The organism is Amaricoccus tamworthensis (genome assembly GCF_049800875.1).
GTDB lineage: Bacteria > Pseudomonadota > Alphaproteobacteria > Rhodobacterales > Rhodobacteraceae > Amaricoccus > Amaricoccus tamworthensis.
On sequence record NZ_JBNAFV010000008.1, the window covers coordinates 1 to 26405 of the forward strand.

The 26405-nt window shown below is 60.0% G+C and carries 34 protein-coding genes and 1 tRNA gene; 6 read left to right on the forward strand and 29 right to left on the reverse strand.

The annotated features are described in order from the left end of the window. The first annotated feature begins 163 nt into the window (after positions 1 to 163). Complete coding sequence (locus tag ACP15P_RS13420; protein ID WP_424928833.1) at positions 164 to 1087, forward strand: IS110 family RNA-guided transposase; 924 nt, start codon at positions 164 to 166, stop codon at positions 1085 to 1087. A 155-nt stretch (positions 1088 to 1242) separates the two neighbouring features. On the opposite strand, the gene ACP15P_RS13425 is transcribed toward ACP15P_RS13420, so the two are convergent. The 9 genes from ACP15P_RS13425 to ACP15P_RS13465 form a co-directional block, all read right to left on the reverse strand. Then, a complete protein-coding gene (locus ACP15P_RS13425; protein ID WP_424928984.1) occupies positions 1243 to 1815 on the reverse strand; it encodes a flagellar basal body-associated FliL family protein in 573 nt (190 codons plus the stop codon). Between the two features lie 21 nt (positions 1816 to 1836). After that, a complete protein-coding gene (gene flgH, locus ACP15P_RS13430; protein WP_424928985.1) occupies positions 1837 to 2571 on the reverse strand; it encodes a flagellar basal body L-ring protein FlgH in 735 nt (244 codons plus the stop codon). Beyond that, on the reverse strand, positions 2568 to 3002 hold the full coding sequence (gene flgA, locus ACP15P_RS13435) for a flagellar basal body P-ring formation chaperone FlgA (protein WP_424928986.1): 435 nt from the start codon (positions 3000 to 3002) through the stop codon (positions 2568 to 2570). The genes flgH and flgA overlap by 4 nt, the downstream gene beginning before the upstream one ends. Before the next feature lie 4 nt (positions 3003 to 3006). Continuing rightward, positions 3007 to 3792 carry a flagellar basal-body rod protein FlgG gene (gene flgG / locus ACP15P_RS13440; protein WP_424928987.1) on the reverse strand — a complete coding sequence of 262 codons (786 nt, stop codon included), beginning with the start codon at positions 3790 to 3792 and terminating at the stop codon, positions 3007 to 3009. 20 nt (positions 3793 to 3812) lie between these two features. Continuing rightward, positions 3813 to 4541 carry a flagellar hook-basal body complex protein gene (locus tag ACP15P_RS13445; RefSeq protein WP_424928988.1) on the reverse strand — a complete coding sequence of 243 codons (729 nt, stop codon included), beginning with the start codon at positions 4539 to 4541 and terminating at the stop codon, positions 3813 to 3815. A gap of 545 nt (positions 4542 to 5086) precedes the next feature. Continuing rightward, on the reverse strand, positions 5087 to 5353 hold the full coding sequence (locus ACP15P_RS13450; protein ID WP_424928989.1) for a flagellar biosynthetic protein FliQ: 267 nt from the start codon (positions 5351 to 5353) through the stop codon (positions 5087 to 5089). A gap of 5 nt (positions 5354 to 5358) precedes the next feature. Beyond that, the gene (fliE, locus tag ACP15P_RS13455; RefSeq protein WP_424928990.1) at positions 5359 to 5658 is read right to left on the reverse strand and encodes a flagellar hook-basal body complex protein FliE; all 300 of its coding nucleotides are present in this window, start codon (positions 5656 to 5658) and stop codon (positions 5359 to 5361) included. Between the two features lie 15 nt (positions 5659 to 5673). Then, positions 5674 to 6066 (reverse strand): flagellar basal body rod protein FlgC, encoded by a 393-nt coding sequence (gene flgC, locus ACP15P_RS13460; RefSeq protein WP_424928991.1) that lies wholly within the window; start codon positions 6064 to 6066, stop codon positions 5674 to 5676. Between the two features lie 30 nt (positions 6067 to 6096). Next, positions 6097 to 6489: a FlgB family protein gene (locus ACP15P_RS13465; RefSeq protein ID WP_424928992.1), complete on the reverse strand. Its 393-nt coding sequence runs from the start codon at positions 6487 to 6489 to the stop codon at positions 6097 to 6099. A gap of 94 nt (positions 6490 to 6583) precedes the next feature. Between ACP15P_RS13465 and ACP15P_RS13470 the strand changes: the two genes are divergently transcribed. After that, complete coding sequence (locus tag ACP15P_RS13470; RefSeq protein WP_424928993.1) at positions 6584 to 7906, forward strand: FliI/YscN family ATPase; 1323 nt, start codon at positions 6584 to 6586, stop codon at positions 7904 to 7906. On the opposite strand, the gene ACP15P_RS13475 is transcribed toward ACP15P_RS13470, so the two are convergent. The 6 genes from ACP15P_RS13475 to ACP15P_RS13500 form a co-directional block, all read right to left on the reverse strand. After that, the gene (locus ACP15P_RS13475; protein WP_424928994.1) at positions 7900 to 8742 is read right to left on the reverse strand and encodes a DUF1217 domain-containing protein; all 843 of its coding nucleotides are present in this window, start codon (positions 8740 to 8742) and stop codon (positions 7900 to 7902) included. The genes ACP15P_RS13470 and ACP15P_RS13475 overlap by 7 nt on opposite strands. Positions 8743 to 8761: 19 nt before the next feature. Next, the gene (gene flbT / locus ACP15P_RS13480) at positions 8762 to 9199 is read right to left on the reverse strand and encodes a flagellar biosynthesis repressor FlbT (RefSeq protein WP_424928995.1); all 438 of its coding nucleotides are present in this window, start codon (positions 9197 to 9199) and stop codon (positions 8762 to 8764) included. After that, a complete protein-coding gene (flaF, locus tag ACP15P_RS13485) occupies positions 9196 to 9591 on the reverse strand; it encodes a flagellar biosynthesis regulator FlaF (protein WP_424928996.1) in 396 nt (131 codons plus the stop codon). The genes flbT and flaF overlap by 4 nt, the downstream gene beginning before the upstream one ends. A 115-nt stretch (positions 9592 to 9706) precedes the next feature. Then, entirely contained in the window at positions 9707 to 10525 is an 819-nt protein-coding gene (locus ACP15P_RS13490; RefSeq protein WP_424928997.1) for a flagellin N-terminal helical domain-containing protein, read from the reverse strand. 419 nt (positions 10526 to 10944) lie between these two features. Then, complete coding sequence (locus ACP15P_RS13495; protein WP_424928998.1) at positions 10945 to 11763, reverse strand: flagellin; 819 nt, start codon at positions 11761 to 11763, stop codon at positions 10945 to 10947. Positions 11764 to 12031: 268 nt separating this feature from the next. Further along, entirely contained in the window at positions 12032 to 12463 is a 432-nt protein-coding gene (locus ACP15P_RS13500; protein WP_424928999.1) for a Fur family transcriptional regulator, read from the reverse strand. A gap of 299 nt (positions 12464 to 12762) precedes the next feature. Here ACP15P_RS13500 and ACP15P_RS13505 point away from each other — a divergent pair, with 299 nt between their 5' ends. Then, entirely contained in the window at positions 12763 to 13326 is a 564-nt protein-coding gene (locus ACP15P_RS13505) for a hypothetical protein (RefSeq protein ID WP_424929000.1), read from the forward strand. A 193-nt stretch (positions 13327 to 13519) separates the two neighbouring features. On the opposite strand, the gene ACP15P_RS13510 is transcribed toward ACP15P_RS13505, so the two are convergent. The 3 genes from ACP15P_RS13510 to ACP15P_RS13520 all read right to left on the reverse strand — a co-directional run bounded on the left by ACP15P_RS13510 (position 13520) and on the right by ACP15P_RS13520 (position 16811). Continuing rightward, positions 13520 to 14149, reverse strand: coding sequence for a HEPN domain-containing protein (locus ACP15P_RS13510; RefSeq protein ID WP_424929001.1), 630 nt, complete (start codon positions 14147 to 14149; stop codon positions 13520 to 13522). After that, complete coding sequence (locus tag ACP15P_RS13515) at positions 14149 to 15309, reverse strand: GmrSD restriction endonuclease domain-containing protein (RefSeq protein WP_424929002.1); 1161 nt, start codon at positions 15307 to 15309, stop codon at positions 14149 to 14151. The genes ACP15P_RS13510 and ACP15P_RS13515 overlap by 1 nt, the downstream gene beginning before the upstream one ends. A gap of 473 nt (positions 15310 to 15782) precedes the next feature. Beyond that, positions 15783 to 16811: an L-idonate 5-dehydrogenase gene (locus ACP15P_RS13520; protein WP_424929003.1), complete on the reverse strand. Its 1029-nt coding sequence runs from the start codon at positions 16809 to 16811 to the stop codon at positions 15783 to 15785. Between the two features lie 122 nt (positions 16812 to 16933). On the opposite strand from ACP15P_RS13520, the gene ACP15P_RS13525 reads away from it, so the two are divergent. Next, positions 16934 to 17701, forward strand: a complete 768-nt coding sequence (locus ACP15P_RS13525) for an SDR family oxidoreductase (RefSeq protein WP_424929004.1) — start codon at positions 16934 to 16936, stop codon at positions 17699 to 17701. Then, positions 17698 to 18207, forward strand: a complete 510-nt coding sequence (locus ACP15P_RS13530) for a gluconokinase (RefSeq protein ID WP_424929005.1) — start codon at positions 17698 to 17700, stop codon at positions 18205 to 18207. Before ACP15P_RS13525 ends, ACP15P_RS13530 begins: the two co-directional genes overlap by 4 nt. On the opposite strand, the gene ACP15P_RS13535 is transcribed toward ACP15P_RS13530, so the two are convergent. The 11 genes from ACP15P_RS13535 to ACP15P_RS13585 form a co-directional block, all read right to left on the reverse strand. Beyond that, on the reverse strand, positions 18204 to 19058 hold the full coding sequence (locus ACP15P_RS13535) for an SDR family NAD(P)-dependent oxidoreductase (RefSeq protein WP_424929006.1): 855 nt from the start codon (positions 19056 to 19058) through the stop codon (positions 18204 to 18206). The two genes, ACP15P_RS13530 and ACP15P_RS13535, sit on opposite strands and share 4 nt — an antisense overlap. A gap of 186 nt (positions 19059 to 19244) precedes the next feature. Further along, positions 19245 to 19814, reverse strand: a complete 570-nt coding sequence (locus tag ACP15P_RS13540; RefSeq protein ID WP_424929007.1) for an NADPH-dependent FMN reductase — start codon at positions 19812 to 19814, stop codon at positions 19245 to 19247. 21 nt (positions 19815 to 19835) lie between these two features. Continuing rightward, positions 19836 to 20393 (reverse strand): hemerythrin domain-containing protein, encoded by a 558-nt coding sequence (locus ACP15P_RS13545; RefSeq protein WP_424929008.1) that lies wholly within the window; start codon positions 20391 to 20393, stop codon positions 19836 to 19838. A gap of 131 nt (positions 20394 to 20524) precedes the next feature. Next, positions 20525 to 20716 (reverse strand): hypothetical protein, encoded by a 192-nt coding sequence (locus ACP15P_RS13550; protein WP_424929009.1) that lies wholly within the window; start codon positions 20714 to 20716, stop codon positions 20525 to 20527. Positions 20717 to 20848: 132 nt separating this feature from the next. Next, positions 20849 to 21859, reverse strand: coding sequence for an AraC family transcriptional regulator (locus ACP15P_RS13555; protein ID WP_424929010.1), 1011 nt, complete (start codon positions 21857 to 21859; stop codon positions 20849 to 20851). A 70-nt stretch (positions 21860 to 21929) separates the two neighbouring features. Beyond that, positions 21930 to 22544, reverse strand: a complete 615-nt coding sequence (locus tag ACP15P_RS13560) for a pyridoxamine 5'-phosphate oxidase family protein (protein ID WP_424929011.1) — start codon at positions 22542 to 22544, stop codon at positions 21930 to 21932. An 11-nt stretch (positions 22545 to 22555) separates the two neighbouring features. Further along, positions 22556 to 23020: a nuclear transport factor 2 family protein gene (locus tag ACP15P_RS13565; RefSeq protein WP_424929012.1), complete on the reverse strand. Its 465-nt coding sequence runs from the start codon at positions 23018 to 23020 to the stop codon at positions 22556 to 22558. Between the two features lie 86 nt (positions 23021 to 23106). Then, on the reverse strand, positions 23107 to 23655 hold the full coding sequence (locus tag ACP15P_RS13570; RefSeq protein WP_424929013.1) for a carboxymuconolactone decarboxylase family protein: 549 nt from the start codon (positions 23653 to 23655) through the stop codon (positions 23107 to 23109). A gap of 126 nt (positions 23656 to 23781) precedes the next feature. Next, positions 23782 to 24633: a CPBP family intramembrane glutamic endopeptidase gene (locus ACP15P_RS13575; protein ID WP_424929014.1), complete on the reverse strand. Its 852-nt coding sequence runs from the start codon at positions 24631 to 24633 to the stop codon at positions 23782 to 23784. Positions 24634 to 24731: 98 nt separating this feature from the next. Further along, positions 24732 to 24817: transfer RNA gene (locus ACP15P_RS13580), tRNA-Leu, on the reverse strand. A gap of 44 nt (positions 24818 to 24861) precedes the next feature. Next, complete coding sequence (locus ACP15P_RS13585) at positions 24862 to 25602, reverse strand: competence/damage-inducible protein A (RefSeq protein WP_424929015.1); 741 nt, start codon at positions 25600 to 25602, stop codon at positions 24862 to 24864. Between the two features lie 44 nt (positions 25603 to 25646). On the opposite strand from ACP15P_RS13585, the gene sfsA reads away from it, so the two are divergent. Continuing rightward, entirely contained in the window at positions 25647 to 26354 is a 708-nt protein-coding gene (gene sfsA, locus ACP15P_RS13590) for a DNA/RNA nuclease SfsA (protein WP_424929016.1), read from the forward strand. Positions 26355 to 26405: the final 51 nt, after the last annotated feature.

Below are 26405 nucleotides of genomic sequence, written 5' to 3' on the forward strand. Positions count from 1 at the left end.
CCTGTCTATCGTGAATGTGGTATGCCTGGGACCGGCGGCGAGCCCGTGCGTCGGCCTGGGGGGATTGACCCCGGCCATGGGATTGGGCCGCCGCCGGTTGGTCTGACCAGCCTGAACAGTTGCATGTGCCGCATGAGCACGAAGACATGGACAGGAACCCAGGATGACACGGATCTTTGTTGGCGTCGACCTTTCGAAGGACTGGCTCGACATTTTCGACCCGCGCCGCGGCAACATCCGCCGTGCGAACACCCCGGCAGGGGTGAAACGCTTTCTGTCGGAACTCGACCGCGGAGACATGGTGGTCTTCGAGGCCACGAGCGGCTGCGACGGGCTTCTGCTGCGCTCCGCCCTGGGGGCGGGAATTCCCTTCCACAGGGTCAACCCGCTGCACGCCTGGCACTTCGCCCGCTCGCTCAACCTCCCAAAAACCGACCGTGTTGACGCCCGCATGCTGGCGCGGATGGGGGCGGAACGCGCGTTTGGGCCCTCTCCGGTTTTCCTGCCCGAACGGGCGGAACTGGCGGAGCTCTCCGGACGCAGGGACCAGCTCAAACGCATGGAAACGCAGGAAAGAAACCGGCTTGCCAAAGCCTCCACCGCCGCGATCCGCGCCGACATCACGGCCTCTCTCAGGGCGATCGCCCGTCGCATTCGCAAAATCGAGGCCGCCATCGACGCCTTCGTCGCCGCACACCCGCGTCTTGCGAGGCAGCTCGACCTGCTCGAGACCGTGCCCGGCATCGCGCGGGTGACCTCCGTCACGCTCCTGTCGCACATGCCCGAGCTGGGCACGCTCGACCGCCACACGGTCGCCTCACTGGGAGGCCTCGCACCACGGGCGCGGGAAAGTGGACGCTGGCGTGGACAACGGTTCACCGGCGACGGCAGGCGACAGATCCGGCGCGGGCTCTACATGGCAGCGGTCAGCGCCATGAGCCACCGCAGGCTTTGCCCGGCTTTCGTGGAACGCCTGCGCGCGAAGGGAAAGCCGGGCAAGGTGATCGCCGTGGCCGTCGCCCGAAAGCTGCTCACCATCGCCAACGCCGTCCTGCGCGACCAGAAACCCTGGCAGCCCGCCACCTGACACCACGCTCAAACGATACAGTTGCCCATGGGACCGGTCCGGGGCTGGAACGGCGGGGCTGAAGCCCCTCTGTTCCGTGCCCCTCACCACCCACACAAAAAAACACCCGCCACATACCGTGGCGGGTGCCTCAAACCGTACCGGAAACCCCTGCGTCAGATGTCCTGACGCGCGATCTCCGTGACCAGAACGCTTTTTACCTCGGTGCCGCCCATGACCTCCTTCGCGGCCTTCAACAGAGCCGATTTCAGGTCTGTCATCTTGCGGCCACTGGTGAAGCTGCCATTGAACCCACCGGAATTCGAATGCAGGAAGAAGACCTTCAGGAACCGGTCCCGCAGCCGGGGCTCCATGGTGCCAACCACGGTCGCGCCCTCCTCACCGGTCTCAACCGACAGGGACACAACCACCATCGCGGCGATCTTCTCGCCCTCAAACACCGGCACCACGAACGGCTTCTCGAACGGCACGAAGGTCGTCAGAAGCTCCTCCGCCTCACCCTCGGCTTCCGGCTCCCCGTCAAACGGATCGGCGGCAACCTGGGTTTCGCAGTCCTCCGCCGCGGCGGGCTCCACGGCCTCGCCATCGGCATCGGCCTCGGCAGTCTGGCCCTCGCCACAGGGACCGGTCGCGGCCACTTCCGGCGCGGGCTTGAGCATCAAACCGGCACCAACCCCCGCGCCAAGCCCGGCAATCGCCAGAATAACTGGAATTAGAATTTTCATCATTGGGGGAGTCTCCTTGGCTCCTTAGTACGGCATGACCCGGTCCATGGTGCGCTGGCCGTATCTCGGCTGCTGCGCATCCGTGATCTGGCCGCGTCCACCATAGGAAATCCGCGCGCCGGCGATCCGGTCATATGAAATCTCGTTGTGACGGGAGATGTCGGCGGGCCGCACGATGCCCACGACCTGCAGATCGCGCAGCTCGTTGTTCACCCGAACCTCCTGATCGCCCTGGATCACCAGATGCCCGTTGGGCAGAACATCAACCACCGTCGCGGCCACCCGCAGCGTGATCCGCTCACCGCGGCTCACCGATCCATCGCCGGAGAAGGTCGAGGACGACCCCATCTCAAGCGTCGGGTTCAGACTGTCGAACGCGCCCGGCAGCTTGCTGCCAATGCCGAAAAACGCACCCACATCGGCGCTCTCACTGCCCGACCGGTCGCGCGTGGTGGAGTTCTCGAACTCCGCCTCGTCATCGATCTCAATGGTGATCGTCAGAATGTCACCGAGTGTCCTCGCGCGCTTGTCACCCAGCAGGCCGGTCGGCCCGGTATTCCACAGGGACCCGCGCTGATAGACATATTTCGCGGCCTGCGGCGGCGGCACGGCCAGAGCGGCCCGCTCGGCGGACATCACCGGATCGGTGCGCGGATCAACCGCGTCGATCGTCGACATGCCCGGCGTTGAGTTTGAGATCCCGCAGGCGGCAAGCCCCCCGGTCAGAACCACGAGAATCGGAAAGGATTTCAGTGTCATTTTACCACCGTGACTGAGCCGTCGGCACCAACCGTGCCGGATACGATCTGACGGGAGGACAGGTTCATGACCCGCACCGATTCCCCCGCGCCGCCGCGATCCAGCACCCGGCCATCGGCCGAAATGGTCAGCGGACCGTGGCTGAATGTCATCCGCACCGTCTGGTTGCGCTCGACCAGCGCGGGCGCGCCAACCTGACCCTTCAGAATGGGACGGCCGGGATAAAGCGTGATGCGGGCCTCCTTGCCGATCAGTTCCGCAGGATCGGTCACCGCACCCGGCACGTTCTGGTCGACGACCTGAAGATCGTCCGCCGTGACCATGTGCTGGGCGCGAATGGCGCGGATCGGAACCACGGCCTCGGCGAGGGCTCCGTGACCAAAGGCCAGCAGAGCAAGAACGGAAATCAAACGGTGCGGTTTGAGGGACATTTTCCTACCTGATCTGAACGGTTGCGGAGAGCATCTGGTCGGACGCCGTGATCACCTTGGAGTTCAGCTCGTACCCGCGCTGCGCCTCGATCAGATCGGTAAGCTCACGCACGGCATCGACACTGGATTCCTCCAGGTAGCCCTGACGGAAAATCCCGCGGCCATCCTCACCGGCATCACCCACATTGGGCTGCCCGGAGGCCTCGGTCTCGCGATAGAGGTTGTCACCCATCGCCTCGAGACCCTTCTGGTTGATGAAGGTCACAAGGCTGAACTGACCCAAAAGCTGCGGCTCGATCTGATCCTCAAACAGGGCATAGATCTCACCATCGGCATTGATGGTCAGGCTCACGGTTTCCTCGGGGATCGTCACATCGGGAACCACGGCAAACCCGTCATTCGTGACAATCAGACCCTCGCCATTGCGCTTGAGCGCACCGTCACGGGTATAGGCCGCCTCACCATTGGGCAGCGTCACCTCCAAGTAACCCTGGCCATCAACGGCAATATCCAGCGCACCGTTGGTTTCGCGCAGAGCGCCCTGCTGCACATGCATCGACACGGCGGAGGTGCGCACACCCAGACCAAGCTGAACCCCGGCGGGAATGACCGTGCCATCCGCCGAACTGATCGACCCGGGCGTGACAACCTGCTGATAGTGAAGGTCCGAAAACTCGGCCCGGCGGGCATTGTAGGCGGTGGTGTTGGAGTTCGCGATGTTGTGGGAAATGACCTCAACCCGCTTCTGCTGGGCCGCCATACCGGTCGCGGCGATACTCAAGGCACGCATTACTCTACTCCTGATTCAGTTTACTGGGTTTTGCCGAGGGTATCGACGGTCTTGCTGATGCGTTCATTCTCCTGTTCCAGGAGCTTCTGACCGCGCTCATAGGCACGCTGCACCTCGATCATCCGCGCAATCTCGGTAATGGCGTTGACGTTGGACTGTTCAACGAAACCCTGAACGATGCGGCCATCGGGTGTCTCAACCGGGATCACCTCGCCATCGACGCGGTAGATCGTACCGGCCTCGCGCTGGACCGTCGTGGGATCCTCGGGCACGAACAGACCGACGCGTCCAACCGGATCGCCATCGACCGATACCGTGCCATCCGGCCCGATATCGACGTTCTCTGCCTCAAACGGAATGACAATCGGACCGCCGCCATCATTGAGCAGCGGGTAACCATCCATGTTGACGACCTGACCAATATTGTCGCGCGTGAACGCACCGGCGCGGGTCAGCCGCTCACCGGCAGGTGTCAGGACCTGGAAATACCCGTCGCCCTCGACAGCCATGTCGAGCCTGCCGCCGGTCTGCACCAGAGCGCCCTGCAACTCGTCATTGTAACGGCCCCGCGCCCCGGACATGGCGACACTGCCACCATCGGTCTGAAGGCTCTGAACCATTTCGGAGAAGACAACGCCCTGGCGCTGGTAACCGGTTGTGTTGAGATTCGCGACGTTGTTCGCGACCGCATTCAGTTCCTTTTTCAAACCCGTCTGCCGGGTCAGAATCACATAACTGGCTGTATCCATCTCACACTCCCGCTTTCTGCAAGGGTCCACGCACGTACTGGCGCTCAGGGGGCAACCTGACCAGGCTTGGTAAATATTTGGTCAAGGCCATGGGCCGGCAAGCGACTGAAATATATGTAAAATACAGATCAATTGCGGTGTATGACGGCGGGGGAATCATCCGGCATCAGCCATCCGACACGGCCCCAAAATTCCGCAATTGCCTGAATCCGAACGATTTCATCCGAAGCGACCGAACACCCAAGTCGACCCAACCGCCCGCACCGGATAACCCCGCCTCAACCCGCCCGATTTGACCCGTGGCAAATCGGGCCGCGACTGCCCTCCCACGGCAGTCGCGCTCACGCGACCGCAGGGCAGCCACGCCCCGATCCGGGCCTTCGTTACCAGCTAAACCCCTCTCGGCCTCCGGGCGCAGCCCTCCAGCCGAACGAATCGCGCGGCGCTCCACAGGAGCCCCGCTGACGCGATTCCTCAGATCGGAATATCCGTGAAAAAGGTGATCCAACACGTCCGAAATCTAACGATTTCAGCGCCTTAAATGATCAGTTCCCGACCACCATGGGAATGATCATACCCTGGTAGAACTGCACCAGAGCCTGGCTGGAATAGCCCATCGTCACCCAGTAAACGGCCAAAATCGCACCGAGTTTCGGCACGAAGGTCAGCGTCATCTCCTGCACCGAGGTCAAAGCCTGCAACAGACCGATCAGCAGACCAACGGCCAGGGCGACCACCAGAACCGGGGACGAAATCAGCAGGGCCTTCCACAGACCCTGCCGTAATACATCAAGGACTTCCGCCTCACCCATAACGGTCAGACGGGCATTCTCAGGATTTCCTGATAGGCCTCTACCACCTTGTCGCGCACGGCAACGGCGGTTTCCACGGCCAGCTCGGTCGCGGCCAGCGCCTCAACAACGGCCTGCGGATCCGCACGACCGGCCAGACCGGCGGTCACGGTGGTCTCACCGGCCCGCAGGGTCTCCATGAAATCATCCGCCGCGACCTTGAAGGCCTCGCTGGCGCCACCGGATCCGCCACCATCCTGGTCGGGTTTCGCGGCGGCCTGTGCCTGGCTGTAGAGCTGGGATGCAAGTGTAGCCTTAACGTCCATAACTGGTTCCTTTTACTACTTGCGCAACAGGCCAAGCACGGAGCTTGCCATCTGACGCGCCTGATCGAACATTTTAAGATTGGCCTCATAGGAACGGCCGGCTTCCCGACCATCCGCAACCTCAACCATAAGGTTGACGTTTGATCCCTCGTAATAGCCGTCCACACCCGCAAGCGGATGATTGGGCTGATACACCCTTTCCAGATCGGACCGGTCAAGCTGAACCGGCCCCGCCGCGACGGCGCGGGTATCCCTGGTGTTGTTGTACATCTCCTCAAAGGAGACGGTTTTCCGCCGGTAGCCAGGCGTATCCGCGTTGGCCACGTTTTCCGCCGTAAGCCGCAGTCGCGTGGACTGGGCCCTCATGCCGCTGGCGGCAGCGGCCATGGTCTTCGCAAAATCACTCATACCGGTACTCCATTACTACAGGGGCGCGGCCTACTTGCGGCCGATCGACGTGCGCAAAATCGACAGGGACTTCTCATAGACGCCCAGCGCAAGCTGGTGATTCTGCTGCAACTCAACCGAACGGACCATCTGATCCTCCAGGGACACGTTGTTCCCGTTGGGGGATTCCGCTCCAAACGCCGCTTCCTCATGGGAGCGGTACTCATTCGGAGCGGTGCCGAACTGCACATGCCCTGGACGCGTGGTCCGGGCCGAGAAATTCGACGGGGTCTGCTCGAGCGTCTCCGAAAAATCGGCGATGTCGCGGGCCCTGTACCCAGGCGTGTCCGCATGGGCGATGTTTTCGGCAATAACCTGCTGCCGCGCGGCCGAATGCGATGCAAGACTGCTCGCAAGCCGTAGAATATTCAGGTTTAAATTCATGGGCCGGATTCTCCCGCCAGTAAGCTTGAAACACTCAATTAACGGTTCAGTGTTTAAAAAGTGTAACCAGATTTTAGACAAAACCGGGGCTTCCATGCTGATCGACTTCACGTCACTGACGTCCGAAATTTCCCGAATTTCCAACTATAAACGGGTCGGACGCGTGGTGTCCGTCAGCACGGCCTTCCTGGAAATCGAGGGCCTCACACACCAGGCGCGAATCGGAGACCAGGTCGCCATTCACCTGCGCAACGGCCAGGAGCTTGGCGGCGAAATCGTGAACATCACGGAAAGCCTCGCCCGCGCCATGACCTACTCACCGCTCGACGGTGCGGCCATCGGCAACGCCGTTACCCTTCTTGGCCCCACCGGCGTGCACCCCGACAAAACCTGGGTCGGCCGCATTGTCGACGCCTTCGGCCAGCCCCTCGACGGACGGCCCCTCAAACAGGGCGTGGCAAGCGCCAACCTGCGTCGCCCGGCCCCGGAACCTGCCACCCGCAAGGCGCTCGGCACCCGCATTCCCACCCATCTTTGCGCGTTTGATACCGTTTTGCCGCTCGCCACCGGCCAGCGCATCGGCATTTTCGCAGGCTCCGGCGTGGGTAAATCGACCCTCCTCGCGGATCTCGCCTGCGGCATTGAGGCCGATATCGTGGTACTTGCTCTAATCGGGGAACGCGGTCGTGAACTTCGCGACTTCGTCGATAACGTTCTGGGACCGGAAGGCATGGCCCGCTCCGTGGTGATCGCCGCCACCTCCGACCAGTCGCCGCTGATCAAACGCCGCGCCGCCTGGATGGCGATGGCCTCGGCCGAGGTCTTCCGCGACCAGGGCCACCATGTCCTGCTGCTGACCGACAGTCTCACCCGTTTCGCCGAAGCCCATCGTGAGATCGCGCTCACCGCCGGCGAAAGCCCCAGCCTGCGCGGCTTCCCGCCCTCGACCTCAAACCTGATCGCATCCTTCTGCGAACGCGCCGGCCCCGGCCCCTTCGGTAAGGGCGACATCACCGGCATCTTCAGCGTTCTGGTCGCGGCCTCGGACATGGACGAACCCGTCGCCGACATCACCCGCGGCGTGCTCGACGGTCACATTGTTCTGGAACGTGAAATTGCCGAACGCGGCCGCTTTCCGGCCGTGGATGTCCGCCGCAGCGTCTCGCGAAGCCTGCCGGGCATCGCCTCCGATCCGGAAAACGAGATGATCGCCAAAGTCCGCCGCGTGCTCACCACCTACGAAAACTCGGCCCTGATGATCCAGACGGGCCTCTACGCAAAAGGAAGTGACCCCGCCATCGACGAGGCCATTACCCTGTGGCCCAAACTGGACCAGTTTTTTACGGAACGGGAAAAAGGCGGCCCGGAGCAGAGCTTTCAGCGCCTGGCCGACATCCTCGCCACTCCGGTTCAGTAACCGTAAAGCAGGTTCAGAAGCCCCGAAGACCCCTGCGACGAGCCCGACTGCAACAGCGTCAGGGCCGTCGCCGCCGGACCGGTGGCAACATTGTAGTCCCCGTTCAACTGCGCGCGGGCGAGAAAATTCACGATCATCTTCTCGACATTCTCAGGATCCGACAGAAACGACAGATCCTCGGATCCAAACATCTGTCTGGCCTTGTCGGCCATGTATTCGGCCTGACGGTCGATATCGAGGTTCACAAACTGCGACGGGAAACCAAAGGCGGTCTCAAACACCGTGCGCAGGGATTCAGACCCCAGAACCGTGTACCAGCTTCGGGGACCGTCATCCGTCCCGCCTTCCGCCAGATCCAGCGCCTCCTGCTTGAAATGCAGCGCCAGACGCATGTTGTTGTCGGCATTGCCCACGGCCACCTGGAACGAGTGGTCGCGGAACCTGTTGACGATGTCCTCCACGAACTCCGGATTACCGGTCTGGACCCCACCCTCATTGCCGAAGCCAAAAGCCTCCGACATTTTCGCATAGGTTTTGTCCACGATTTTGTTCGCGAAGGACTCCTCGTCGTCAGTACCCTCCTCAAGCGCCTTGCGAATGAAGGCTTTCTTGTCGATTTCCTCCTCAAGCCCGAAGGCCGTGAGCGAGAACTCGAGCAGACGGTGATCCTGCATCAGGTCGGCAACCTCGGTCACCGATCCGATTTTCTCCCGGAAATACTCGATCTTCCGGTCGAGTTCGGGCGATGCATCAAACGCGGCCTGCTGCGTTTCCTGGGTTCTCTCAAGAAACCGCCATCCCGCCACACCGGCAAGTGGTATTTGAGGTTGATACATCGTCCCGTCTCCGTCTCTCTCAGGCGCTCGCGGCGCCCCCCGACGCGGACTCCCCGTCCGCCCCTACGGCCAGCAGCCTCGTCTCACGCGGAATAAGTCCGCGAAGAGCCCGCATGGCCTGGTAAAACCGCCCCTCCACAACCGCATCGGTCGCATCGGAAAGGAATTTGCGGCTGTCCTCATCCAGGAAAACCTGGCTGAGCTGTTCGATCCCGCTCAGAAGCTGCTTGCGCGCCTCCGTGGGATCGGCCTCCCCGGCCAGAACCAGCTGGGCGACGTAGCACACGCGCTTCACTGGCGTCTTGGCATCCTCGGGATGGATGGCGTCACGCAGTCGAAGCACGTTGGCTTCGGGCGTAACAATGTTGATCCGGGTCCGGCGATCGCCGTTTTCCATGACCACTCCGTTGATCATGATCCGCTCACGCGGCCCCAGTTTAAGGACAAGGCCACTCATGCCGCAGCCTCCACGGATTTACTCCCTCCGTTTCCCCGCAGACCGCGCATTATGGACGTGTTGATGTCAATCAGCGGCTCCACGGATTCACGGCCCGAGAGAACGGCATGTGTATGCCTGGCGACAAACATCGCCAGCGAGATCAGCTGTCCCTTCATCTCGTCGGAGAGTTTGTTCTCCTCACTCATCAGATCCTCGGCCAGCGCGGCCCAAAGACGTGAATTCTCCGCGACGGCCTTGGCCAGTTCCGGGAATGAAGCCCTGTCAGTTTCATCCACGGACTTCATTCGGTGAGTCACTCTGGCGAAGATCTTGTATTCCATTCCACGATCGGTACGGGTCGGTTTAACGGCAGCAGCGTAACCGGAGCTTGCATTGTTTTGGTTGTTCATCGCGAAACCTCATTGCAACCAGACCGGGAGTCCTTCACCGGGCAGGAGGCGTGTCAAAAATCCCAGGGGTTGGAGCGTGCCCAAATGATCAGGCCCACCCGCTCCCGTCGTCAGCTTACTGGAACAGCGACAGAAGTGTCTGCGGCTGCTGGTTCGCGATGCTCAAAGCCTGCGTACCGAGCTGCTGCTGGGTCTGCAAAGCCGTCAGTCGTGCGGAAGCCTCTTCCATATCGGCATCCACAAGGGCGCCAACACCGGTATCAAGGGCGTCCGCCTGTTTGGACATGAAGTCCATCTGGGCCTCGACCCGGGCCTGAGCCGCACCAAACGCGGCAGCAGCGGCGTTGACGATGTCCAATGCGTCGTCGACAGCGTCCATGTCGGTGTCGGAGCCGTCAAAGGCCAGACCGGTCATGGAGTTTGCAACAGCGTCAAGGTCGACAGCGGCAATCGTCATGGTTTCAGCGGTCAGAACACCGGCGGTATCACGTACAACCGAAACAGTGATCGTCTGCGTCGCACCGGCGCTGCCGGTCATGTTGATGCCATTGTACTGGGACGAGTTACCGATCGAACGGATCGTCTCAGCCATTGCCTCAATCTCGGCCTGAAGAATGCCGCGATCAGCGTCCGGGCTGGAAGCCTGGACGACCTTTTCCTGGATCTGGCGAACCAGGTCCGCAGCCTGCTCGGCTGCGGAACGCGCAACACCGACCATGGCCGACGCGGAGGTCAGAACCTCATTCAGTTTACTAAAGGTATTCTGGTCCGACTGCATGGTGGACGCGATCGACCAGGTTGAGGAGTCTTCTTTGGCGGTCGAAACCTTCAGACCGGTTGCGACCTCATTGGAAACCGCTCCCAGATCCTTGTTGATCGTTTTCAGGGTCTGGAGGGCGACCTTTGCGGCGTTGTTCGTCACTATGCTGGACATAGCTGTTTCCTTTCTGGCACGCGACACTTTTAGCGTCGCATTTCATAAAAACCCCGGAAAACCGGGGCACGTGACCGCCATTCTGACTGTACGACCGAGTTAGGGTTAAATCTCCGTCGTGCCGACCTTTCTGGGTCGCCTGCGGGATTGATAACCCCCAGACCGTGAACCAAGTCCTAACCACAAATCGAAAATTGACTGGTAACTAACTGCAAATAATGAAGATTTTCCGGGATTTTGTCCAAAACAAGAATCGACCCGAACCCTATTAACCACTCCCCGCCCCGGACAATCCTCCCCACAGAAGGCCGCCAGCCTGGCCCCAAAAACAAAAAAACCGCAACGCGAATGCGTGCGGAATGCAAAGGGATATGAAGTGAAGCGGGCCCGGAAATTCCGGGCCCGCCCCTGTCAGGAACTTACTGGAACAGCGACAGCAGGGTCTGCGGCTGCTGGTTCGCAATGCTCAGGGCCTGCGTACCGAGCTGCTGCTGAGTCTGCAGAGCGGACAGTCGAGCGGAAGCTTCTTCCATGTCGGCATCCACAAGAGCACCAACACCGGTGTCGAGCGCATCAGCCTGTTTGGACAGGAAGTCCATCTGGGCTTCAACACGTGCCTGGGCAGCACCGAAAGCAGCAGCAGCCGCATTGATGGTGTCCAGAGCGTCGTCAACGGCGTCCATGTCCGTTTCCGAACCATCGAAGGCGAGACCGGTCATGGAGCTTGCAACAGCGTCCAGGTCAACCGCGGCAATCGTCATGGTTTCAGCAGTCAGAACACCGGCGTTGTCACGCACAACCGAAGTCGTGATGGTCTGAGCAGCACCGGCGCTGCCGGTCATGTTGATGCCATTGTACTGGGACGAGTTACCGATCGAACGGATCGTCTCAGCCATTGCCTCGATCTCGGTCTGCAGGATGGCCTGGTCAGCGTCAGGGCTGGAAGCCTGAATGACTTTTTCCTGAATCTGACGGACGATATCAGCAGCCTGTTCAGTAGCGGAACGTGCAACACCGATCATGGCGGAGCTCGAGGTCAGAACCTCATTGAGCTTGCTGAACGAACCCTGGTCCGATTTCATGGTCGAAGCGATGGACCAGGTCGAGGAATCTTCCTTGGCGGTCGAAACCTTGAGGCCGGTGGATACTTCGTTGGAAACCGAAGCGAGGTCCTTGTTGATGGACTTCAGGGTCTGAAGAGCAACCAGAGCGGAGTTGTTCGTTACAATGCTGGACATAGTCATTTCCTTTTGGCGTGTGACGCTTTCGACGTCACGTTTGATGAATACTCCGGATCTTCCGGAGCAACTAATCGCCATTCTGACTGTGCGGTGGGAACTGGTAGCCAGTCCCGGTCGCGCCAACCTCGTGGGTCGCTTGAGGAGGTGATAGCCTGGAATCCGTGAAGCAATCACTAACGCCATGGTAAATGCGGCCGCGTAACAATCTGCAAATACTAAAGATTTTCCAGAATTTTGTCCCAAAAAGGATTCGACTGCAGGCGGATTAACCGCCCTTCCGGACCTTCCGCCCATAAAGCTCAAGCCGGTGATGCTCGATGCGGTAGCCCAGTTTTGCGGCGATTTCCTCCTGCAGCGCCTCGATCCGCTCACTGGCAAACTCAATCACCTCACCGGTGTCGAGATCGATCAGATGATCGTGGTGTTCCCCGTCATTCTGCTCAAACCGCGCGGGTCCGCCCTCAAAGGCGTGGCGCTGGATCGTACCCGATTCCTCCAGCACCTTCATCGTCCGGTAGACCGTGGCCAGCGAAATCCGCCGGTCGATCCGGTTCGCCCGCTCGAATATCTCCGTGGCGTCCGGATGCCCGGCGCTGTCATTGAGGATGTTCAGGATCAGCTGCCGCTGCCGCGTGATGCGAAACCCCGCCGCGCGCAGGATCTCCTCATACTTCGCGATGCCGGCCTCATCATTCATCCACCCAGCATACCGCGCCCACGGGGGCATGCAATATAATGTCGCAGACCCCTGGGGTCCAACCCGCACACCTGTCCCGCCCGGCGGCACGGCTTTTTTGCCACCACCGCCCAAAACACCCCACCCGCCCGGCGGCACCGCCGGGCAGCGCCAACCGCCCCCATGGGCGGCGCTCCGCTCCGCCCGCGGTTGTTCCTGCCCTCAGGGGAAAGGGCGGAAGGCCCGTCCAAACTTGCATGCAGGTTCCACCACTGCGAGCATCACGGAAACTGACAAACCGGATAATCTGGAACTACGTTATGGCTTTGTTTCTTGGGTACGATCCTGGAGGGCGCGGAAAACATGGCGTCGCCGCAATAGAAGTGGTCGGAAAAATCACCAAAGTAATAGAAGCATCGACTACCGAAGATGCAGGCGCGGCTCTGCTTTGGTTAAAGGGTTTCGACGGTGAAGCAACAGCGCTGGGTATCGATACTCTTCTGGCATGGACACTCCACGGGGACCGCGCGTGTGACAAAGCGCTAAGGGCCAAATACAAAAGCCGCAAGGTAATCACTCAAAACTCACTGTACAGTTCAATGACCTTGAATGGTGCTTTCGTTGCCAAACGGATTGGTTTGCCGCTTTACGAAAGCCATCCCAAGTTACTGCTTGAACTTTGGGTCGCGGATGAAATCCGGGAGACCTGGCAACAGGTCATTGATGATGGGTCGGATCATGCAGGTGACGCGGTCATTGCGGCCTGGTGTGCCGCTATGGGCGAAACAGGGGAATGGGCTGTCGATCTGTTTGAGGCTTGTAAGGAGGATTACGAATTCGTCGCACCACGAACTCGATATCCATGGTTTGAGACGCCAGAATAAATTCTCTCCAGGAACGGAGCCTCACCCAAACCGTAAATCCACCACCACCGCCCAACACACCCGTCCCGCCCGGCGACCAAGCCGGGCAGCGCCAACCGCCCCCATGGGCGGCGCTCCGCTCCGCCCGCGGTTGCCCCTGCCCTCAGGGGATGGGCGGAAACCAGCAAAAAAATATCCATGAGGAACATTTAGCTCAAACAAGGTTAAAAGATATATGGTGCCTCTCACACAGCATATTATCGAGCGGCCGCAACAACTGGAATAGATTCCACACGTTTCTTTCTTGACCAGCCCGCGGTACTACTGTTCTCACTCCGAATTGATGTGCAATTTCACCTCGAACTCCGCCATATGAATTTAGGCTTTGGCACAAAATGCGGTCAAATTCCATCAATCTGACTCCAATTGGACGAAGAATTGCATCTTGGTCTTTTGTCTTTATCCCATTTATGCCTTCTAAAGCTCTGACGTGTTCGGAACGTGCTTTTTTAAACAAGATCAGAAATAGGTCGTGGCACCTATCACCTGCTTGCCTGCTAGGCGCTTCCTCGCTCAATACTATCTTGTAATAACTGCATGCAGACAACAACGGATCCCTGAATACTGAATCGTTTTCGAAAGCCACCAAGCTATCGTTCAGAACTGCCAAGGACACGCTTTCCAAATACTCCTCAATGGCAGCATGACAAAGCAATACATAAGACTTTAACTTAAGTTGCTGAAGACGGTTTCCAACGTCATGTTGGGGAAGGTCCGCGAGCAAACCACCGGCCTCTACTAAAGCTAACTCCAATTTTGCAAATTCCACAGAGGTCTCAGTCATTACTTTATCAGAGGAAGACGAGGCCTTTTACCGAAATTACTAAAAAGACAATCATACCAAGCTCCGAAACGATACTTAGTGGCTGCAATACTCTTTGTTGTGGTTTCAACTGATCGAACAAAATTAACATTATCAAACATCCGTTTGTAAAGATCTTGAAACTTATCCGGATCAGCAGCGGCTTTTGCACGAATGCTTCCATCAGCGAGAGATCCACCCAAGACATCAAATATCGCTCTATTAAAACTACCCTCGAACTTTTTTGAATCAGGCACGTATTTTCTTGAAAATTGACGTTTGGAAAAAATTTCCAAACCAACAGATATCATATCTTCGAGATCTGCGACCTCTGCAATTGCTTCACCTTCCGAAAATCTCTTGTTCTTTTGACGACAGTAAGCATCCAAAAAATCTTTCAGGTTTCCGCGATATTCGATCGAGAAATCTTGAAAAGCGAAGTGACGTATCGCAACTTCGACGTCTTTCATTCGCTTATCGGGTTGACTGAGGCCAAGCATTTCTTGGAGATTTGGACAGCCAGCCGTTTGCTTGATCGCTTCACGAACAAACGGCCCTCGAATAAGTGACATTCGTAATTCCATCGGCGACAGCCTTACCGATCCGGAATTCAGTCGATGAAAAATTTCATACAGCACATCATCTCTACGCCATCCTCGAATTATCGCAGTCCTGATAATCGCAGCATCAATTGCTCGGGCAATTTGTGGAAAACCCTTTTTGATCGAACCCCAACTTTCCCCGTTGAGATCTTTCAAATCATTTAGACCTTTTAGCTTAAACTCATTTCCAGACGAATTCTTGCCTGTAAAAAACTCATTTATAGCTGATAGTCTTTGTTTTCCGTCCAAAACTAAAAACTTGTTTCTTTGATTGGAATTTTCGGCCAATAATATTTGTGGAATTGGAATTCCTAATATCAATGACTCTATGAATCTAGATTTGGACGTTTCGGACCAGACGCTGCGCCGCTGAAAGTGTGGCTCCAAGTCCACGATATCCACCATCTCGTGGCGAAGAGTGGAAACAGTCCAATCTGAAGGGATCACAAATATATCAGAAAAATCTGAAGGCGCGATTCTGTAATCATCGCTACCCTCGGCGGACTCATCGTCTTCGAATAATTGATCCAGTTCCGACATGCCCTTAGTCCTTTTCCAAGCCGTTGGACGGTATTGTAGTACATACCGCATCTGAATGCCGCTCAGATGTCAGAACCTCAACCGATCCAGTAGTTAGTGATGCTCATCTCCTCATTGGGTTGCCAAAATGGGATGTGCTTGGAAGATTGCCGGCCTGGCCCGAAACATCGGAACAAGGAGAAGCAATCGTTCTGTAAGTTCCTAGATCAAAGTTGCCCAAACCGACGGCCAAACATGCCTTCGAATACTGACGTACCTACGCCAAAATTGGAAGTCGTTTGAGAACTCCAGAGGGGCTCATTGCTCCCCCCTTCTGCACAACTGAACTCGACTAGTTGCCGACACCACGGCAACCAAAACCACCCCCAATTTCGGCCATTTTTGGCAAAACCCCGTGCAATCTGTGCCATTTGACTCACAATCTGTGCCAAATCCCTGCACATCTGTGCCACTTTTCGCACAATCCGTGCCACTCAGAAGGCCAGCTGGACCTTCATCGCCTGTTTTCTGTCCCCGGCCAGGTCAAAAGCCCGAACGGCGTCGTCCAGACTTTTTGTGTGCGTTATCAATGGCTTGACGTCAATCAGCCCCTTCCGCATCAGGCTCACGCCCGTGGCAAACTCCTCATGGAAGCGGAACGACCCCTGCAGGGATAACTCCTTGGAAATAATGGACAAAACCGGCAGATTCATATCCCCACTCATCCCCAGCTGCATCACCGTCCCCCCAGGCCGCATCGCCCCAATTCCAGCCGTCAAAGCCGGCACCGCGCCCGAGCATTCATACAGAATATCGAACGTCCCCTTATCCGCCGCGAACCGGTCCAGGCCATTGGAATCACTCGACAAATCAATGACCTCATCGGCGCCGGCGGCCCTGGCGAACTCCAGTGTAAACGCCGAAAGATCCGTCGCCACCACCCTGTCCGCGCCCGCTCTGCGCGCCGCCAGGATCGACAGGATCCCAATCGGCCCGCACCCGGTCACCAGAACGGATTTTCCCAGCATATTCCGCAACTTACGCGTCGCGTGCAGCGTCACCGCCAGAGGCTCCGCCATCGCCGCCTCCCCCGGCGTCAGCCCATCCGCCGGCACACACTGCTCCGCCTCCGCCACCAGCATCTCCCGAAACGCCCCCTGAATATGCGGAAACGGCATCGCGGAGCCGTAAAAGCGCATGTTGAGGCACTGGTTAAACATCGCCTCGGCGCAAAATTTGCAGTTTTTACAGGGCCTTGAGGGTGACACGGCCACGAGCTGCCCAGGCTCCAGCCCCGTCACGCCAGGCCCCGTTTCAACCACGTATCCGGCCACCTCATGCCCCAAAATCATGGGCTCCCGCAGCCGAACCGCCCCAAATCCGCCATTGTGGTAGTAATGCAGATCCGAGCCACAAATTCCGCCAGCCGCCATCCGCACCAGCACCTGCCCCTCTCCGATCACCGCCGGCTCCCGGTCCTCGACCCGCAGGTCATGCGCCTCATGAATGACTACCGTTTTCATCTTACTGCCCCTCAAACCCCGGAAATCAAAGCGATCCCATCTGCGCGCGCACCTTGACTTTAGGCGCGTTCGAAAACAAGACCGGTGTCACCTGATCCAGCCGAAATTGAAAGAGGCCCTGAATGAGCACCGCCCTGTTTGACCTGACCGCGAAGCGGGCTCTTGTAACCGGATCCTCCCAGGGCATCGGTTTCGCACTGGCCAAAGGCCTCCAGGAGGCCGGAGCGTCGATTGTCCTGAACGGACGCGACGCGGGCAAGCTCGAGGCTGCGGCCGCCGCGCTCCGCGAGAGCGGCGGTGAGGTTGAAATTCTGGCCTTCGACGTGACCGACCATGACGGCGTGCGTGCGGCAATTGACGGTTTTGAAAAGGAAAAAGGCCCGATAGACATTCTGGTCAACAACGCGGGCATGCAGCACCGGACACCGCTGGAAGACTTCCCGGCGGATGCGTTTGAGCGGCTGCTTCAGACAAATATCGCCTCCGTTTTCCATGTGGGACAGGCCGTGGCGCGTCACATGATCGACCGGAAGGCCGGCAAAATCATCAATATCTGCTCGATCCAGACCGCCCTCGCCCGTCCCGGCATCGCGCCTTACACGGCGACCAAAGGGGCCGTTGCGAACCTGACCAAGGGCATGGCGACCGACTGGGCCAAGCACGGGCTTCAGTGCAACGGTCTGGCGCCGGGGTATTTCAAAACACCGCTGAACCAGGCTCTGGTGGACGATCCGGAGTTCAGCGCGTGGCTTGAGAAACGCACACCTGCGGGCCGCTGGGGCAATGTCGAGGAACTGGTCGGGGCGTGTGTGTTCCTGTCCTCCGCGGCATCGTCGTTCGTGAACGGCCATACCCTCTTCGTGGATGGCGGCATGGCGGCCTGCGTATGACCCGGAAATTCGTGGTCATGGGCGTCGCGGGCTGCGGCAAGACGTCCATCGGAAACATGCTGGCGCGTCACATGAACGCCGTGTTCATCGACGGGGACGACCTGCATCCTCCTGCAAACATTGCAAAAATGTCGCGGGGTGAGCCCCTGGACGACAGTGACCGCGCACCCTGGCTGGCGCGGGTTTCCGCGACGCTGGCCGAAAGCGACGGCGTCACACTGATCGGGTGTTCCGCGCTGCGCAAAATCTACCGGCACTGGATCCGCGAGGGCGTCAGTGAACCGGTGATGTTCATTCACCTCGCCGGCAGCCGTGACGTGATCGCAGAACGCATGGGCGAGCGGGAGGGGCATTTCATGCCGACCAGCCTGCTCGACAGCCAGTTTGAGACGCTCGAACCGCCGGAAGACGATGAGCTTTCGCTCACCGTGGATATTGACCGGTCCCAGGAGGATGTCGTGGAGGCAATCCTCGCCGACCCGCTGATGCGGCAGCAGACGTCCTAAACGGCCGGCCGCGTCGTATTTTGGAGGTAGGCCTCGAACGCATCCTTCCAGTCGGGATGCCAACGGGACAGGGGTGGGCGGTTTTCGATAATGTCACCCATCGCCCAGGCCATGCGCTTTTCATCGAGGTCACGCGGCACATCATTGTCGGGGCAGAGAATATAGAAGTCGCCCGCCTCCAGCCGTTCCATCATGAAATCCGCGACCTGATCCGGAAGCCAGGCTCCCGCCGGTTTCTCCGTCCGATCCCCACGGGTGAGGTCGGTATAGACGAACCCTGGTATCAGCAGATGCGCGGTCAGGGCGGAGTCGGATTCGCGCAGATGATGGGCCAGCGCCTCGGTGAAGACCTTCACCGCCGCTTTTGACATGTTGTAGGCCGGATCGCCCGGAGGCGCGGTAATCCCCTGTTTTGAACCGGTATTGATGACCAGACCGGGTTTGCCCCGCTCCATCATCCCAGGAACGAACACCTGGCACACATTGACGATGCCGCCGAGATTGACACCGAGTATACGCTCCCAGGTTCCTGAGCTGTCGAAAATATCGCTGCCGGGCTGAACGCCCGCGTTACACATAAGGACGTCAATGCCACCGGTCAGTCCGTCGACTTCGTCGCGCAGGGCCTCAACTACATTGCGGTTCGACACGTCAACGGCGCGGGTAATGACATCCGCGGCTCCATCGTCCCGGAGGGTTGTTTCGGCCTCCGCAAAAAGTTCGTCCCGGACATCGAGAACGATGACGGTCATGCCAACTTTCGCAAAGCGGCGGGCGGCCGCGAGACCGATGCCGGCAGCTCCGCCGGTCACGAGTGCGGTGTTTCCGGATTTTATGGCTTCAACGCTCAAAGCGGTTCCCCCTGTTTTCTGTCAGCTCCGCGTCGGACGCGCGTTGTGGGAACAGTCAAACCTCAACAGGGCAGAAGGCACAAGGTATCTGGGGGTATGGCGCCGATGGGGAAACAGACAGTTTCCATTTCTGTTTGGCCGCGGGCGACCGGGTTCCGCCAGCGGCTTGTGTGGGAAAGGAATATGTCAGCCGTTCCGCAGGGGTTTGAGCGCGGCGGCCCATTTCTGCAGCTCGGTGAACATCCCGGTGGCACCCTTGCGCATTTCGTCGTTGGGCTCGAACACGCCGTCATCATCGATAAAACCGGTGAAGAACGGCGCGGGGACGACCTGTGGGATTGGCATGACGCCGACATTCATCAGGATGTGGCGCAGCGTTTCAGCAGAGCGAAGACCACCGGACACGCCACCATAGCTGACGATACCGGCCGCCTTGTAACCCCACTCCTTAAACACGAACTGGACCGCGTTGATCAGCGAAGCCGGGGCGAAAAAGTCATATTCCGGGGTGACAAAAACAAACGCGTCGGCATCGTCGATCACGGCGCTCCAGCGCTTGGTGTGCTCGTGCTCGTAATCCTGTGCGGCCGGGTGGCTGGCCTCATCAAGCAGAGGCAGATTAAAGTCAGCGAGATCAACCGCCTCCACCTCGAACCCGCCATGTTCGCGGGCGGCGGCATTCACCCATTCGGCGACCTTCGGCCCCTTGCGGCCAGGTCGCGTGGAGCCGGTGATGACCTTTAGTTTCAGTGTCATTTTTCGCTACCTTTCAGAGTGTTACAGAACCTGAAAAACGCCCAGCGCCTCCTGAAGTTCCGTTTCCTCATACCCGAAATGGGACCGGATCGCCGCGTCCAGCATCTCGAACGTGTCCCTGAGTGCCGCGTATGTTGACGGATCCGGCGACTGCATTACGGCCATGGCGCCGGTGCCGAGATCCTCCAGAAGGGCGTGGATGACCTCGTGCTCCTCACGGAGTTTGGCGATCACCGCGCGAAGACCGGTGTCACCAAGTTCCTCCAGGGCCGGGAACATGTGATGCTCCTCCGCGCCGTGGTGGAAGAGAAGGTTGTTGCATTCCCGACCGCAAAGCGCGCCGAAATTGCGAAGGTTCCGGGTCATGGCGAGTTCCGGCACGGCCTCGGCGAGGTCTTTGGCGGCGCTACGGTCGTGCTCGATACGCTCCACCATTTGACGGATCATGGCCATGTCCGAGAGGTGCATGGCGTGGATCATGGCAAGCGACCTGCCCTGCTCGCGCTGCGCGTCGGTGGCCCCGGGTATTTTCGGAGCGCGGGGACGGGCGTGTACCTTCAGGGCGGAGAGATCGGGCATGAAAGAGTCCGTGATTGCGTTTGGAAAGGGAGGTATCCGTGGAATACCTAACCACTCCAATCCGCTCCGCAAGACGGCACCTGAAAGGCGACGGCAACGACGAACGGTTGGCCGCCTGTTCGCGGCCGGTTTCAAGCAAAGACGGCGCCGGGAATGATGGCCATAAGTGCCAGCATCCCCGTCATGCAGGCCATGGCGACGGTGATGATCAGGAGATAGACCATGTCCTCCATCTCCGCCCCGCGCGGGTGACGGGGTGTATTGCGTCCCGCATCGTTCGGGCTGTGGGTTTTTCCATGGGTGATGTCGTGTCTCATGCGCATTGTGATGCCCTCCGGGTTGGTGGAGCCGCCGGTGTGTCGGTGTGGCGGCGATGGAGGGTGAATACGACGCAGCGTGTGTCCAGGTATCGGCAGTTTCTGACAGGTGCCTGGCCGGTTCTGCCAACCGTGGGTTCAGGCGGGTTCGCGCTGCTGGCGGTACTGGGCGGGGGCCTGGCCGACCCAGCGTTTGAAGGCGCGGCTGAAGGTGCTTTGTTCCGAGAAACCGGTGAGGAAAGCGATCTCGGCGATGGAACTGCGGCTCTCGCGCAGAAGCTCCTGCGCGAGGGAGGATTGCGCCTCGGTCAGTACATCGCGGAAGGTCAGACCCTCGTCAGAGAGGCGCCGGTAGAGGGTGCGTTCGCTCATGCCCATGTCGCGTGCGATGTCGGCCGCCTGGGGCAGACCGTTGCTGAGCGCCGGGGTCAAACGGCGCAGAAGGTCGGCGCGGATCGAAGTGTCATGGGTGAGCGGGCCGATTTCGGTTTCGAGATGGGCGGTCAGAAAATCCGACACCGCCGCATCGCCAAGCCGGTTGGGCAGGTCGAGCATGGATGACCTGAGGGCTATGGCGTTCCGGTCGGCATCGAACCGGACGGGGCAGCCGAATAGATCGGCGTAGCGTCCGGGATCGCTTCGACAGGCGTGGCGAAATGCCACGTGTTCGAGGACCAGGCCGCTTTCCACGAAGCGGTACATGTTGCGGGCGAGACCGGCCAGCGCGCCCTCGTTGCGGAAGTCGAGAACGGGATGGTGGCCGGTGCGCGCCTCAAAGACCAGCAGGGCCGGATCGCTGGACTGGTCCAGCGTGTAAACCGCCGTGTCCGTGACCACCCGCCAGTAGCGTTCGACACGTTCCAGTGACGCGCGAAGCGTGGGGGCGGTTTTGATCGCGAGGCCGAGAACGCCGATGTCATCGACGCGGATCAGTTTCGCATAGGCCTCAACCAGTGCGACCTCATCCTCATGCTCACGGCGGATCCAGTCGAGAAGGTCGAAGTAGTCCGTATCGGTCAGCTGGTCATCGGTGGTTTCCGAAATCCGGCGCACCACGACCCCATCGGAGACCAGCGCACCGTCCTCCCTGAGCGTCATGCCCGCGGCCTGCGCCATGGCGCGGGCGAATGCATTCGTCACCTTCGGCATACTGAATGGTACGCCGGGACGCGCGGTCGGGGAAGATGGCACGTACGGCAAACAGGGGCAGGTTTTCAACTCAGCGGGCCATTTTGCACGCGCTGGTTGTGAGTGGGTCGATGTTTCGCTCAAGACAGCGGATACGCGCATGCAAACGGGCCAGTTCACCGTGGCGTTCCCCGTCGGTGAGGCGCAGTGGAATGTCGTCTGAACCGGACCAGTCGAACGCGGCAATTCGAACGACAACCGCGAGATTTGCATCCGGTACGCCAAGCGGATTGAGGAACTCGACCACATCGGCATCATCGGTGGTCCGAACATGCCCGATCAGCCGCAGACGCCTGCGGCGGGCGAAATCAACGGCAATGATGGACACCCGGTCTTTCTGCTCCGGTCCACCGGCGCCAATGGCCTGCCGGTTGCTGCGGCGCTCGACAAATCCAATCGTGCGCTGGTCGATGATGCGGATGAAACCCGGCTGGCCGCCGCGAAACTGAACGTCGGGCCAGGCGGCCTCAGTGGCGGTTGCCTGGAAGAGTCCGTCCCGTTCAGTGAGGAACGTGGCCTCGCGTGCGGTAAGTTCCTGCCCGTAGTCCGTTTCCGGCGGCCGGATGTCGGCGTAATCTCCGGCGACGGAAACATGCGGCGGGTAATCGCAAAATTCGGGCGCAAATGCGGTTTGTGCGTTTGACATGGCAACGCCTCCTACAGTCCAAGTTCGGTCAGGCCGGGGTGATCCTCGGGCCGCGGTCCGTCCGCCCAGTGCATCAGGCGGTCCGCTTCTGCGATGGGCAGATCATTGATCGACGCGACACGCCAGCGCATCAGGCCCTCGCCATCGAATTCCCAGTTCTCGTTGCCATAGGCGCGAAACCAGTTGCCCGCATCATCGCGGTACTCATAGGCAAAGCGCACGGCGATGAGGTTGCCCTGCCAGGCCCAAAGCTCCTTGATCAAACGGTAGTCGAGTTCGCGGGCCCATTTCCGCGTCAGAAATTCGACGATACGGGCGCGGCCCTCGAAAATCTCCGCACGGTTGCGCCAGCGGCTGTCGGGTGTGTAGGCGAGCGACACCCGTTCGGGATCGCGGCTGTTCCAGCCATCCTCGGCCAGGCGGACCTTGGTGCGGGCCGATGTTTCGTCAAAGGGCGGAATCGGAGGGCGTGTCATGGTGCGGGCCTCGTGTGAAATTCGGAAAACGGCCCCGGTCGCGGACGAAGGGGGTGGGGGTGAATGCGACCGGGACCTGGGTGAGGTCAGGCCGCCTGGGCGCTGACCTCGGGGAAATCAATCGGCGTGCCGAGCGCCTCATTGAGGTAGTTCGTCAGGGTGTTGAGCGCGACATGGGTCACGATCTCAACGATCTCACCCTCGGTGTAGCCGGCCATTTTGACGGCGGAGACATCCGCATCCGACACCTGGCCACGGGCCTCAACAAGTTTGGCGGCAAAGCGCACGGCGGCATCCGCCTTGGGGTCCGACGATCCGCCGCGACGGTTGGCGGCGATTTCCGCCTCGTCGAGTTTCGCGACGTTTTTGCCCAGATAGGTATGCGCCGACAGGCAGTAGTCACAGCCGTTGATCTGGGCCACGGCAAGCGCAATGCGCTCGCGGGTCTGCGGCGTCAGGGTGCCCTTGGCGAGGCCCGAGTTAAGGCCAAGATATCCGGTCAGCGCCGCCGGGCTGTTGGCCGTGATGCGGAACATATTCGGAACGCTGCCGAGCATCTTCTTCACGCCCTCCAGCTGGGCCTGGGACGCGGCGGGGGTCTCATAAATGGAATCGGGCAGGGTGATACGGGACATGTTGTGTCTCTCCAGGTGTGTTTCAGTGCCCTGAAGATAGGCCCCTGACCCGCCCCGGTATTGGCGCAACCTGCCAGCGTTTTGGCCGGCTCTGCCAATGAATCGGCGTGGCCCCAGGTCGGTCCGTTACGCCGGGACAGGGTACGTCAGAAACGAGAAATGAACCGCATTGAGGGCAAAATGCACCAGGATCGCGGCCTCGATGCGTCCGGTGACATGGCGGGCAAACCCGTAGCCAAGCCCAGCGAGTGTCGCGAAGACCACGAGAGCAACACCGCCAGCGGCATGGGCCAGACCGAACAGCAGGGCGGCCAGCACCACGCCCGCCAACGCCGGTAGTCGCCGGTCACGGCACGTGTGGACCAGGCGGGACTGGATAAGGCCACGAAACAGGGCCTCTTCGACAACGCAAACGCTTAACAGATTGACCACGGCCCAGGGCCAGAAGGCCGCTACCGGCGTCACGTCCAAATGCAACGAACCGGACAGCACCGCCAGAATGGCCAGCAAAAGCGGAACACCGACAATCCACGGCCAGGACTGCACGAGCATCACCCGCCAGTCGGCGCGGCTCCGGAGATCCGGCAGGGCAACTGCGAGCAGGAGTACGCCCGCACCGACCTTGTCGACGGACAGCCATTTGCCATATTCCGCGCCCGCGCCAATCCGCATCGGCCCTAAAATCGGCCAGCCCGTAATTCCCGGCACCAGATGCAGGAAAAACACGGCCGAAGCGATGACAAGTGCTGCCCATGCCGACCATCCGCCTGACTGCCGATACCACCAGGCAAGCCCCGCGAAACCGGCCAGGCATAACGCACCCACGAATGTGACATGCCCGGCGACGCCGGAGACCACGGTGGCAAGTCCAAGCACCCCAAGGGCCACGTACCGTTTGATCCACAGGCTGACTACGGCGAGGAGCAGCAGGATGCCTGACGCAGTGGTAAGCCCGGTCAGTTCCGCCGAAAATATCAAGAGCTGAACTCCGACACGGGTTTTCGAAGCGATGATCCGGCGCCGTCACCCGGGCGACTCGTCGGGGCAATAATTCCACGGCACCGCACTATGCAGGATGGTGCGGGCGGGGGGACTCGAACCCCCACGGGCTCACGCCCTCCGGATTTTAAGTCCGGTATGTCTACCATTCCATCACGCCCGCACGCCCCTGCTTCCTACGGTTTCAGCGGCGTCTGGGCAAGGGTATCAGTCGATGGGCAGCTCCCGGTCGCCGAGATATTCGCGCAGGGCGGCGGCGGCCCGATCGAGCTCCGCCTGGTTGTCCCCGCGGAACACGACATCGGCACCGAAACCGCCGTTGCGGTTGAAGGGATAGCTGCCGATATCCACACCCGGCCAGGCCTCGTTCAGCTCACGAAGTGGACCGGCAAGCTCGCCCTCGGGCATACCGGCACGAACCGTGAGCGACAGAACCGCCCGGCCCTGCCGCAGCGTGGGCAGGAGGACACCGACCATGGATTTGAAAACCGACGGGACACCCGCCATCACATGGACGTTTTCCAGGCTGAAACCCGGCGCCTTGGAGACCGAATTTTCGATCAGGGTCGCGCCATCGGGAATGCGGGCCATGCGCAGGCGGGATTCGTTCAGATCCACCTCCGGATTGGCGTAGTTCTGGGCCAGGATTGCCCGGGCATCCTCCCGCACGTCGATATTCACGCCAAATGCGGCGGCGACGCAGTCTGCGGTGATGTCGTCATGGGTCGGGCCAATACCGCCGGAGGTAAACACATAGGTGTAGCGTTTGCGCAGGTGGTTGACTGCTGCGATGATTTCCTCGGCCACATCCGGGACAACGCGGGTTTCGCGCAGGCCAATTCCGCGGGCCGTGAGTTCCTTCGCCAGGAAATTCATGTTGGTGTCCTGCGTGCGGCCGGACAGTATCTCGTCACCTATGGTGATCATTGCGGCGGTTGGATTGCTCATCTGAGGTCTTGTCCCTGAAACGCGTAACCCCCATGGTCGCGCGCATGAAATTTGAAGCACCCCTTGTCCGTGGTCAACTGCTGCGGCGCTACAAACGGTTCCTGGCGGACGTATTGCTGGAGGACGGCACGGAGATCACCGCCCACTGCGCCAATCCTGGCGCGATGCTGGGCCTGAACGCGTTTGGCAGCACCGTCTGGCTGGAGCCGTCGAACAATCTTAAACGCAAGCTGAAATGGAGCTGGCGGCTGGTTGAACTGGACGGCGGGCACATGGCCGGAATTGACACCAGCCTGCCAAACAGGGTGACGGGTGAGGCGCTGACCTCCGGGGTAGTACCGGAGCTGGCCGCCTATGCGCAATGGCGGGCGGAGGTGAAATACGGCGCCAACAGCCGGATTGACTGGCTGGGCCGCGGCGACGGTCTTCCCGATGTCTATGTGGAGATCAAAAACGTGCATCTGCGGCGTGAACCTGGGCTGGCGGAGTTTCCCGACTGTGTCACGCTGCGCGGGGCCAAGCATCTGCGCGAGCTGTCGGACATGGTGGCGGAGGGGCACCGGGCGGTGATGCTGTTTCTGGTCCAGCGCACGGACTGTGACCGCTTCCGGCTCGCGGCCGATCTCGACCCTGGCTACGCAGCCGCTTTTGCGGAAGCCCGTGCGGCGGGGGTGGAGGCGCTGGTGTTTGACACAGTGATTACGACCTCCGGCGTTGAGTTTGGCCGTGCGATCCCGATGGAACATCCCTGAAGCGTGCCCGGAGGGGTTTGCAAACCGGGCCTTCCTTAGTTACATCTTGCC

Bases quoted from the DNA above. Each gene is read 5' to 3' on its own strand.
- ACP15P_RS13420 (WP_424928833.1), top strand. From the start codon at position 164: ATGACACGGATCTTTGTTGGCGTCGACCTTTCGAAGGACTGGCTCGAC.
- ACP15P_RS13425 (WP_424928984.1), bottom strand. From the start codon at position 1,815: ATGATGAAAATTCTAATTCCAGTTATTCTGGCGATTGCCGGGCTTGGC.
- flgH (WP_424928985.1), bottom strand. From the start codon at position 2,571: ATGACACTGAAATCCTTTCCGATTCTCGTGGTTCTGACCGGGGGGCTT.
- flgA (WP_424928986.1), bottom strand. From the start codon at position 3,002: ATGTCCCTCAAACCGCACCGTTTGATTTCCGTTCTTGCTCTGCTGGCC.
- flgG (WP_424928987.1), bottom strand. From the start codon at position 3,792: ATGCGTGCCTTGAGTATCGCCGCGACCGGTATGGCGGCCCAGCAGAAG.
- ACP15P_RS13445 (WP_424928988.1), bottom strand. From the start codon at position 4,541: ATGGATACAGCCAGTTATGTGATTCTGACCCGGCAGACGGGTTTGAAA.
- ACP15P_RS13450 (WP_424928989.1), bottom strand. From the start codon at position 5,353: ATGGGTGAGGCGGAAGTCCTTGATGTATTACGGCAGGGTCTGTGGAAG.
- fliE (WP_424928990.1), bottom strand. From the start codon at position 5,658: ATGGACGTTAAGGCTACACTTGCATCCCAGCTCTACAGCCAGGCACAG.
- flgC (WP_424928991.1), bottom strand. From the start codon at position 6,066: ATGAGTGATTTTGCGAAGACCATGGCCGCTGCCGCCAGCGGCATGAGG.
- ACP15P_RS13465 (WP_424928992.1), bottom strand. From the start codon at position 6,489: ATGAATTTAAACCTGAATATTCTACGGCTTGCGAGCAGTCTTGCATCG.
- ACP15P_RS13470 (WP_424928993.1), top strand. From the start codon at position 6,584: ATGCTGATCGACTTCACGTCACTGACGTCCGAAATTTCCCGAATTTCC.
- ACP15P_RS13475 (WP_424928994.1), bottom strand. From the start codon at position 8,742: ATGTATCAACCTCAAATACCACTTGCCGGTGTGGCGGGATGGCGGTTT.
- flbT (WP_424928995.1), bottom strand. From the start codon at position 9,199: ATGAGTGGCCTTGTCCTTAAACTGGGGCCGCGTGAGCGGATCATGATC.
- flaF (WP_424928996.1), bottom strand. From the start codon at position 9,591: ATGAACAACCAAAACAATGCAAGCTCCGGTTACGCTGCTGCCGTTAAA.
- ACP15P_RS13490 (WP_424928997.1), bottom strand. From the start codon at position 10,525: ATGTCCAGCATAGTGACGAACAACGCCGCAAAGGTCGCCCTCCAGACC.
- ACP15P_RS13495 (WP_424928998.1), bottom strand. From the start codon at position 11,763: ATGTCCAGCATTGTAACGAACAACTCCGCTCTGGTTGCTCTTCAGACC.
- ACP15P_RS13500 (WP_424928999.1), bottom strand. From the start codon at position 12,463: ATGAATGATGAGGCCGGCATCGCGAAGTATGAGGAGATCCTGCGCGCG.
- ACP15P_RS13505 (WP_424929000.1), top strand. From the start codon at position 12,763: ATGGCTTTGTTTCTTGGGTACGATCCTGGAGGGCGCGGAAAACATGGC.
- ACP15P_RS13510 (WP_424929001.1), bottom strand. From the start codon at position 14,149: ATGACTGAGACCTCTGTGGAATTTGCAAAATTGGAGTTAGCTTTAGTA.
- ACP15P_RS13515 (WP_424929002.1), bottom strand. From the start codon at position 15,309: ATGTCGGAACTGGATCAATTATTCGAAGACGATGAGTCCGCCGAGGGT.
- ACP15P_RS13520 (WP_424929003.1), bottom strand. From the start codon at position 16,811: ATGAAAACGGTAGTCATTCATGAGGCGCATGACCTGCGGGTCGAGGAC.
- ACP15P_RS13525 (WP_424929004.1), top strand. From the start codon at position 16,934: ATGAGCACCGCCCTGTTTGACCTGACCGCGAAGCGGGCTCTTGTAACC.
- ACP15P_RS13530 (WP_424929005.1), top strand. From the start codon at position 17,698: ATGACCCGGAAATTCGTGGTCATGGGCGTCGCGGGCTGCGGCAAGACG.
- ACP15P_RS13540 (WP_424929007.1), bottom strand. From the start codon at position 19,814: ATGACACTGAAACTAAAGGTCATCACCGGCTCCACGCGACCTGGCCGC.
- ACP15P_RS13545 (WP_424929008.1), bottom strand. From the start codon at position 20,393: ATGCCCGATCTCTCCGCCCTGAAGGTACACGCCCGTCCCCGCGCTCCG.
- ACP15P_RS13550 (WP_424929009.1), bottom strand. From the start codon at position 20,716: ATGCGCATGAGACACGACATCACCCATGGAAAAACCCACAGCCCGAAC.
- ACP15P_RS13555 (WP_424929010.1), bottom strand. From the start codon at position 21,859: ATGCCGAAGGTGACGAATGCATTCGCCCGCGCCATGGCGCAGGCCGCG.
- ACP15P_RS13560 (WP_424929011.1), bottom strand. From the start codon at position 22,544: ATGTCAAACGCACAAACCGCATTTGCGCCCGAATTTTGCGATTACCCG.
- ACP15P_RS13565 (WP_424929012.1), bottom strand. From the start codon at position 23,020: ATGACACGCCCTCCGATTCCGCCCTTTGACGAAACATCGGCCCGCACC.
- ACP15P_RS13570 (WP_424929013.1), bottom strand. From the start codon at position 23,655: ATGTCCCGTATCACCCTGCCCGATTCCATTTATGAGACCCCCGCCGCG.
- ACP15P_RS13585 (WP_424929015.1), bottom strand. From the start codon at position 25,602: ATGAGCAATCCAACCGCCGCAATGATCACCATAGGTGACGAGATACTG.
- sfsA (WP_424929016.1), top strand. From the start codon at position 25,647: ATGAAATTTGAAGCACCCCTTGTCCGTGGTCAACTGCTGCGGCGCTAC.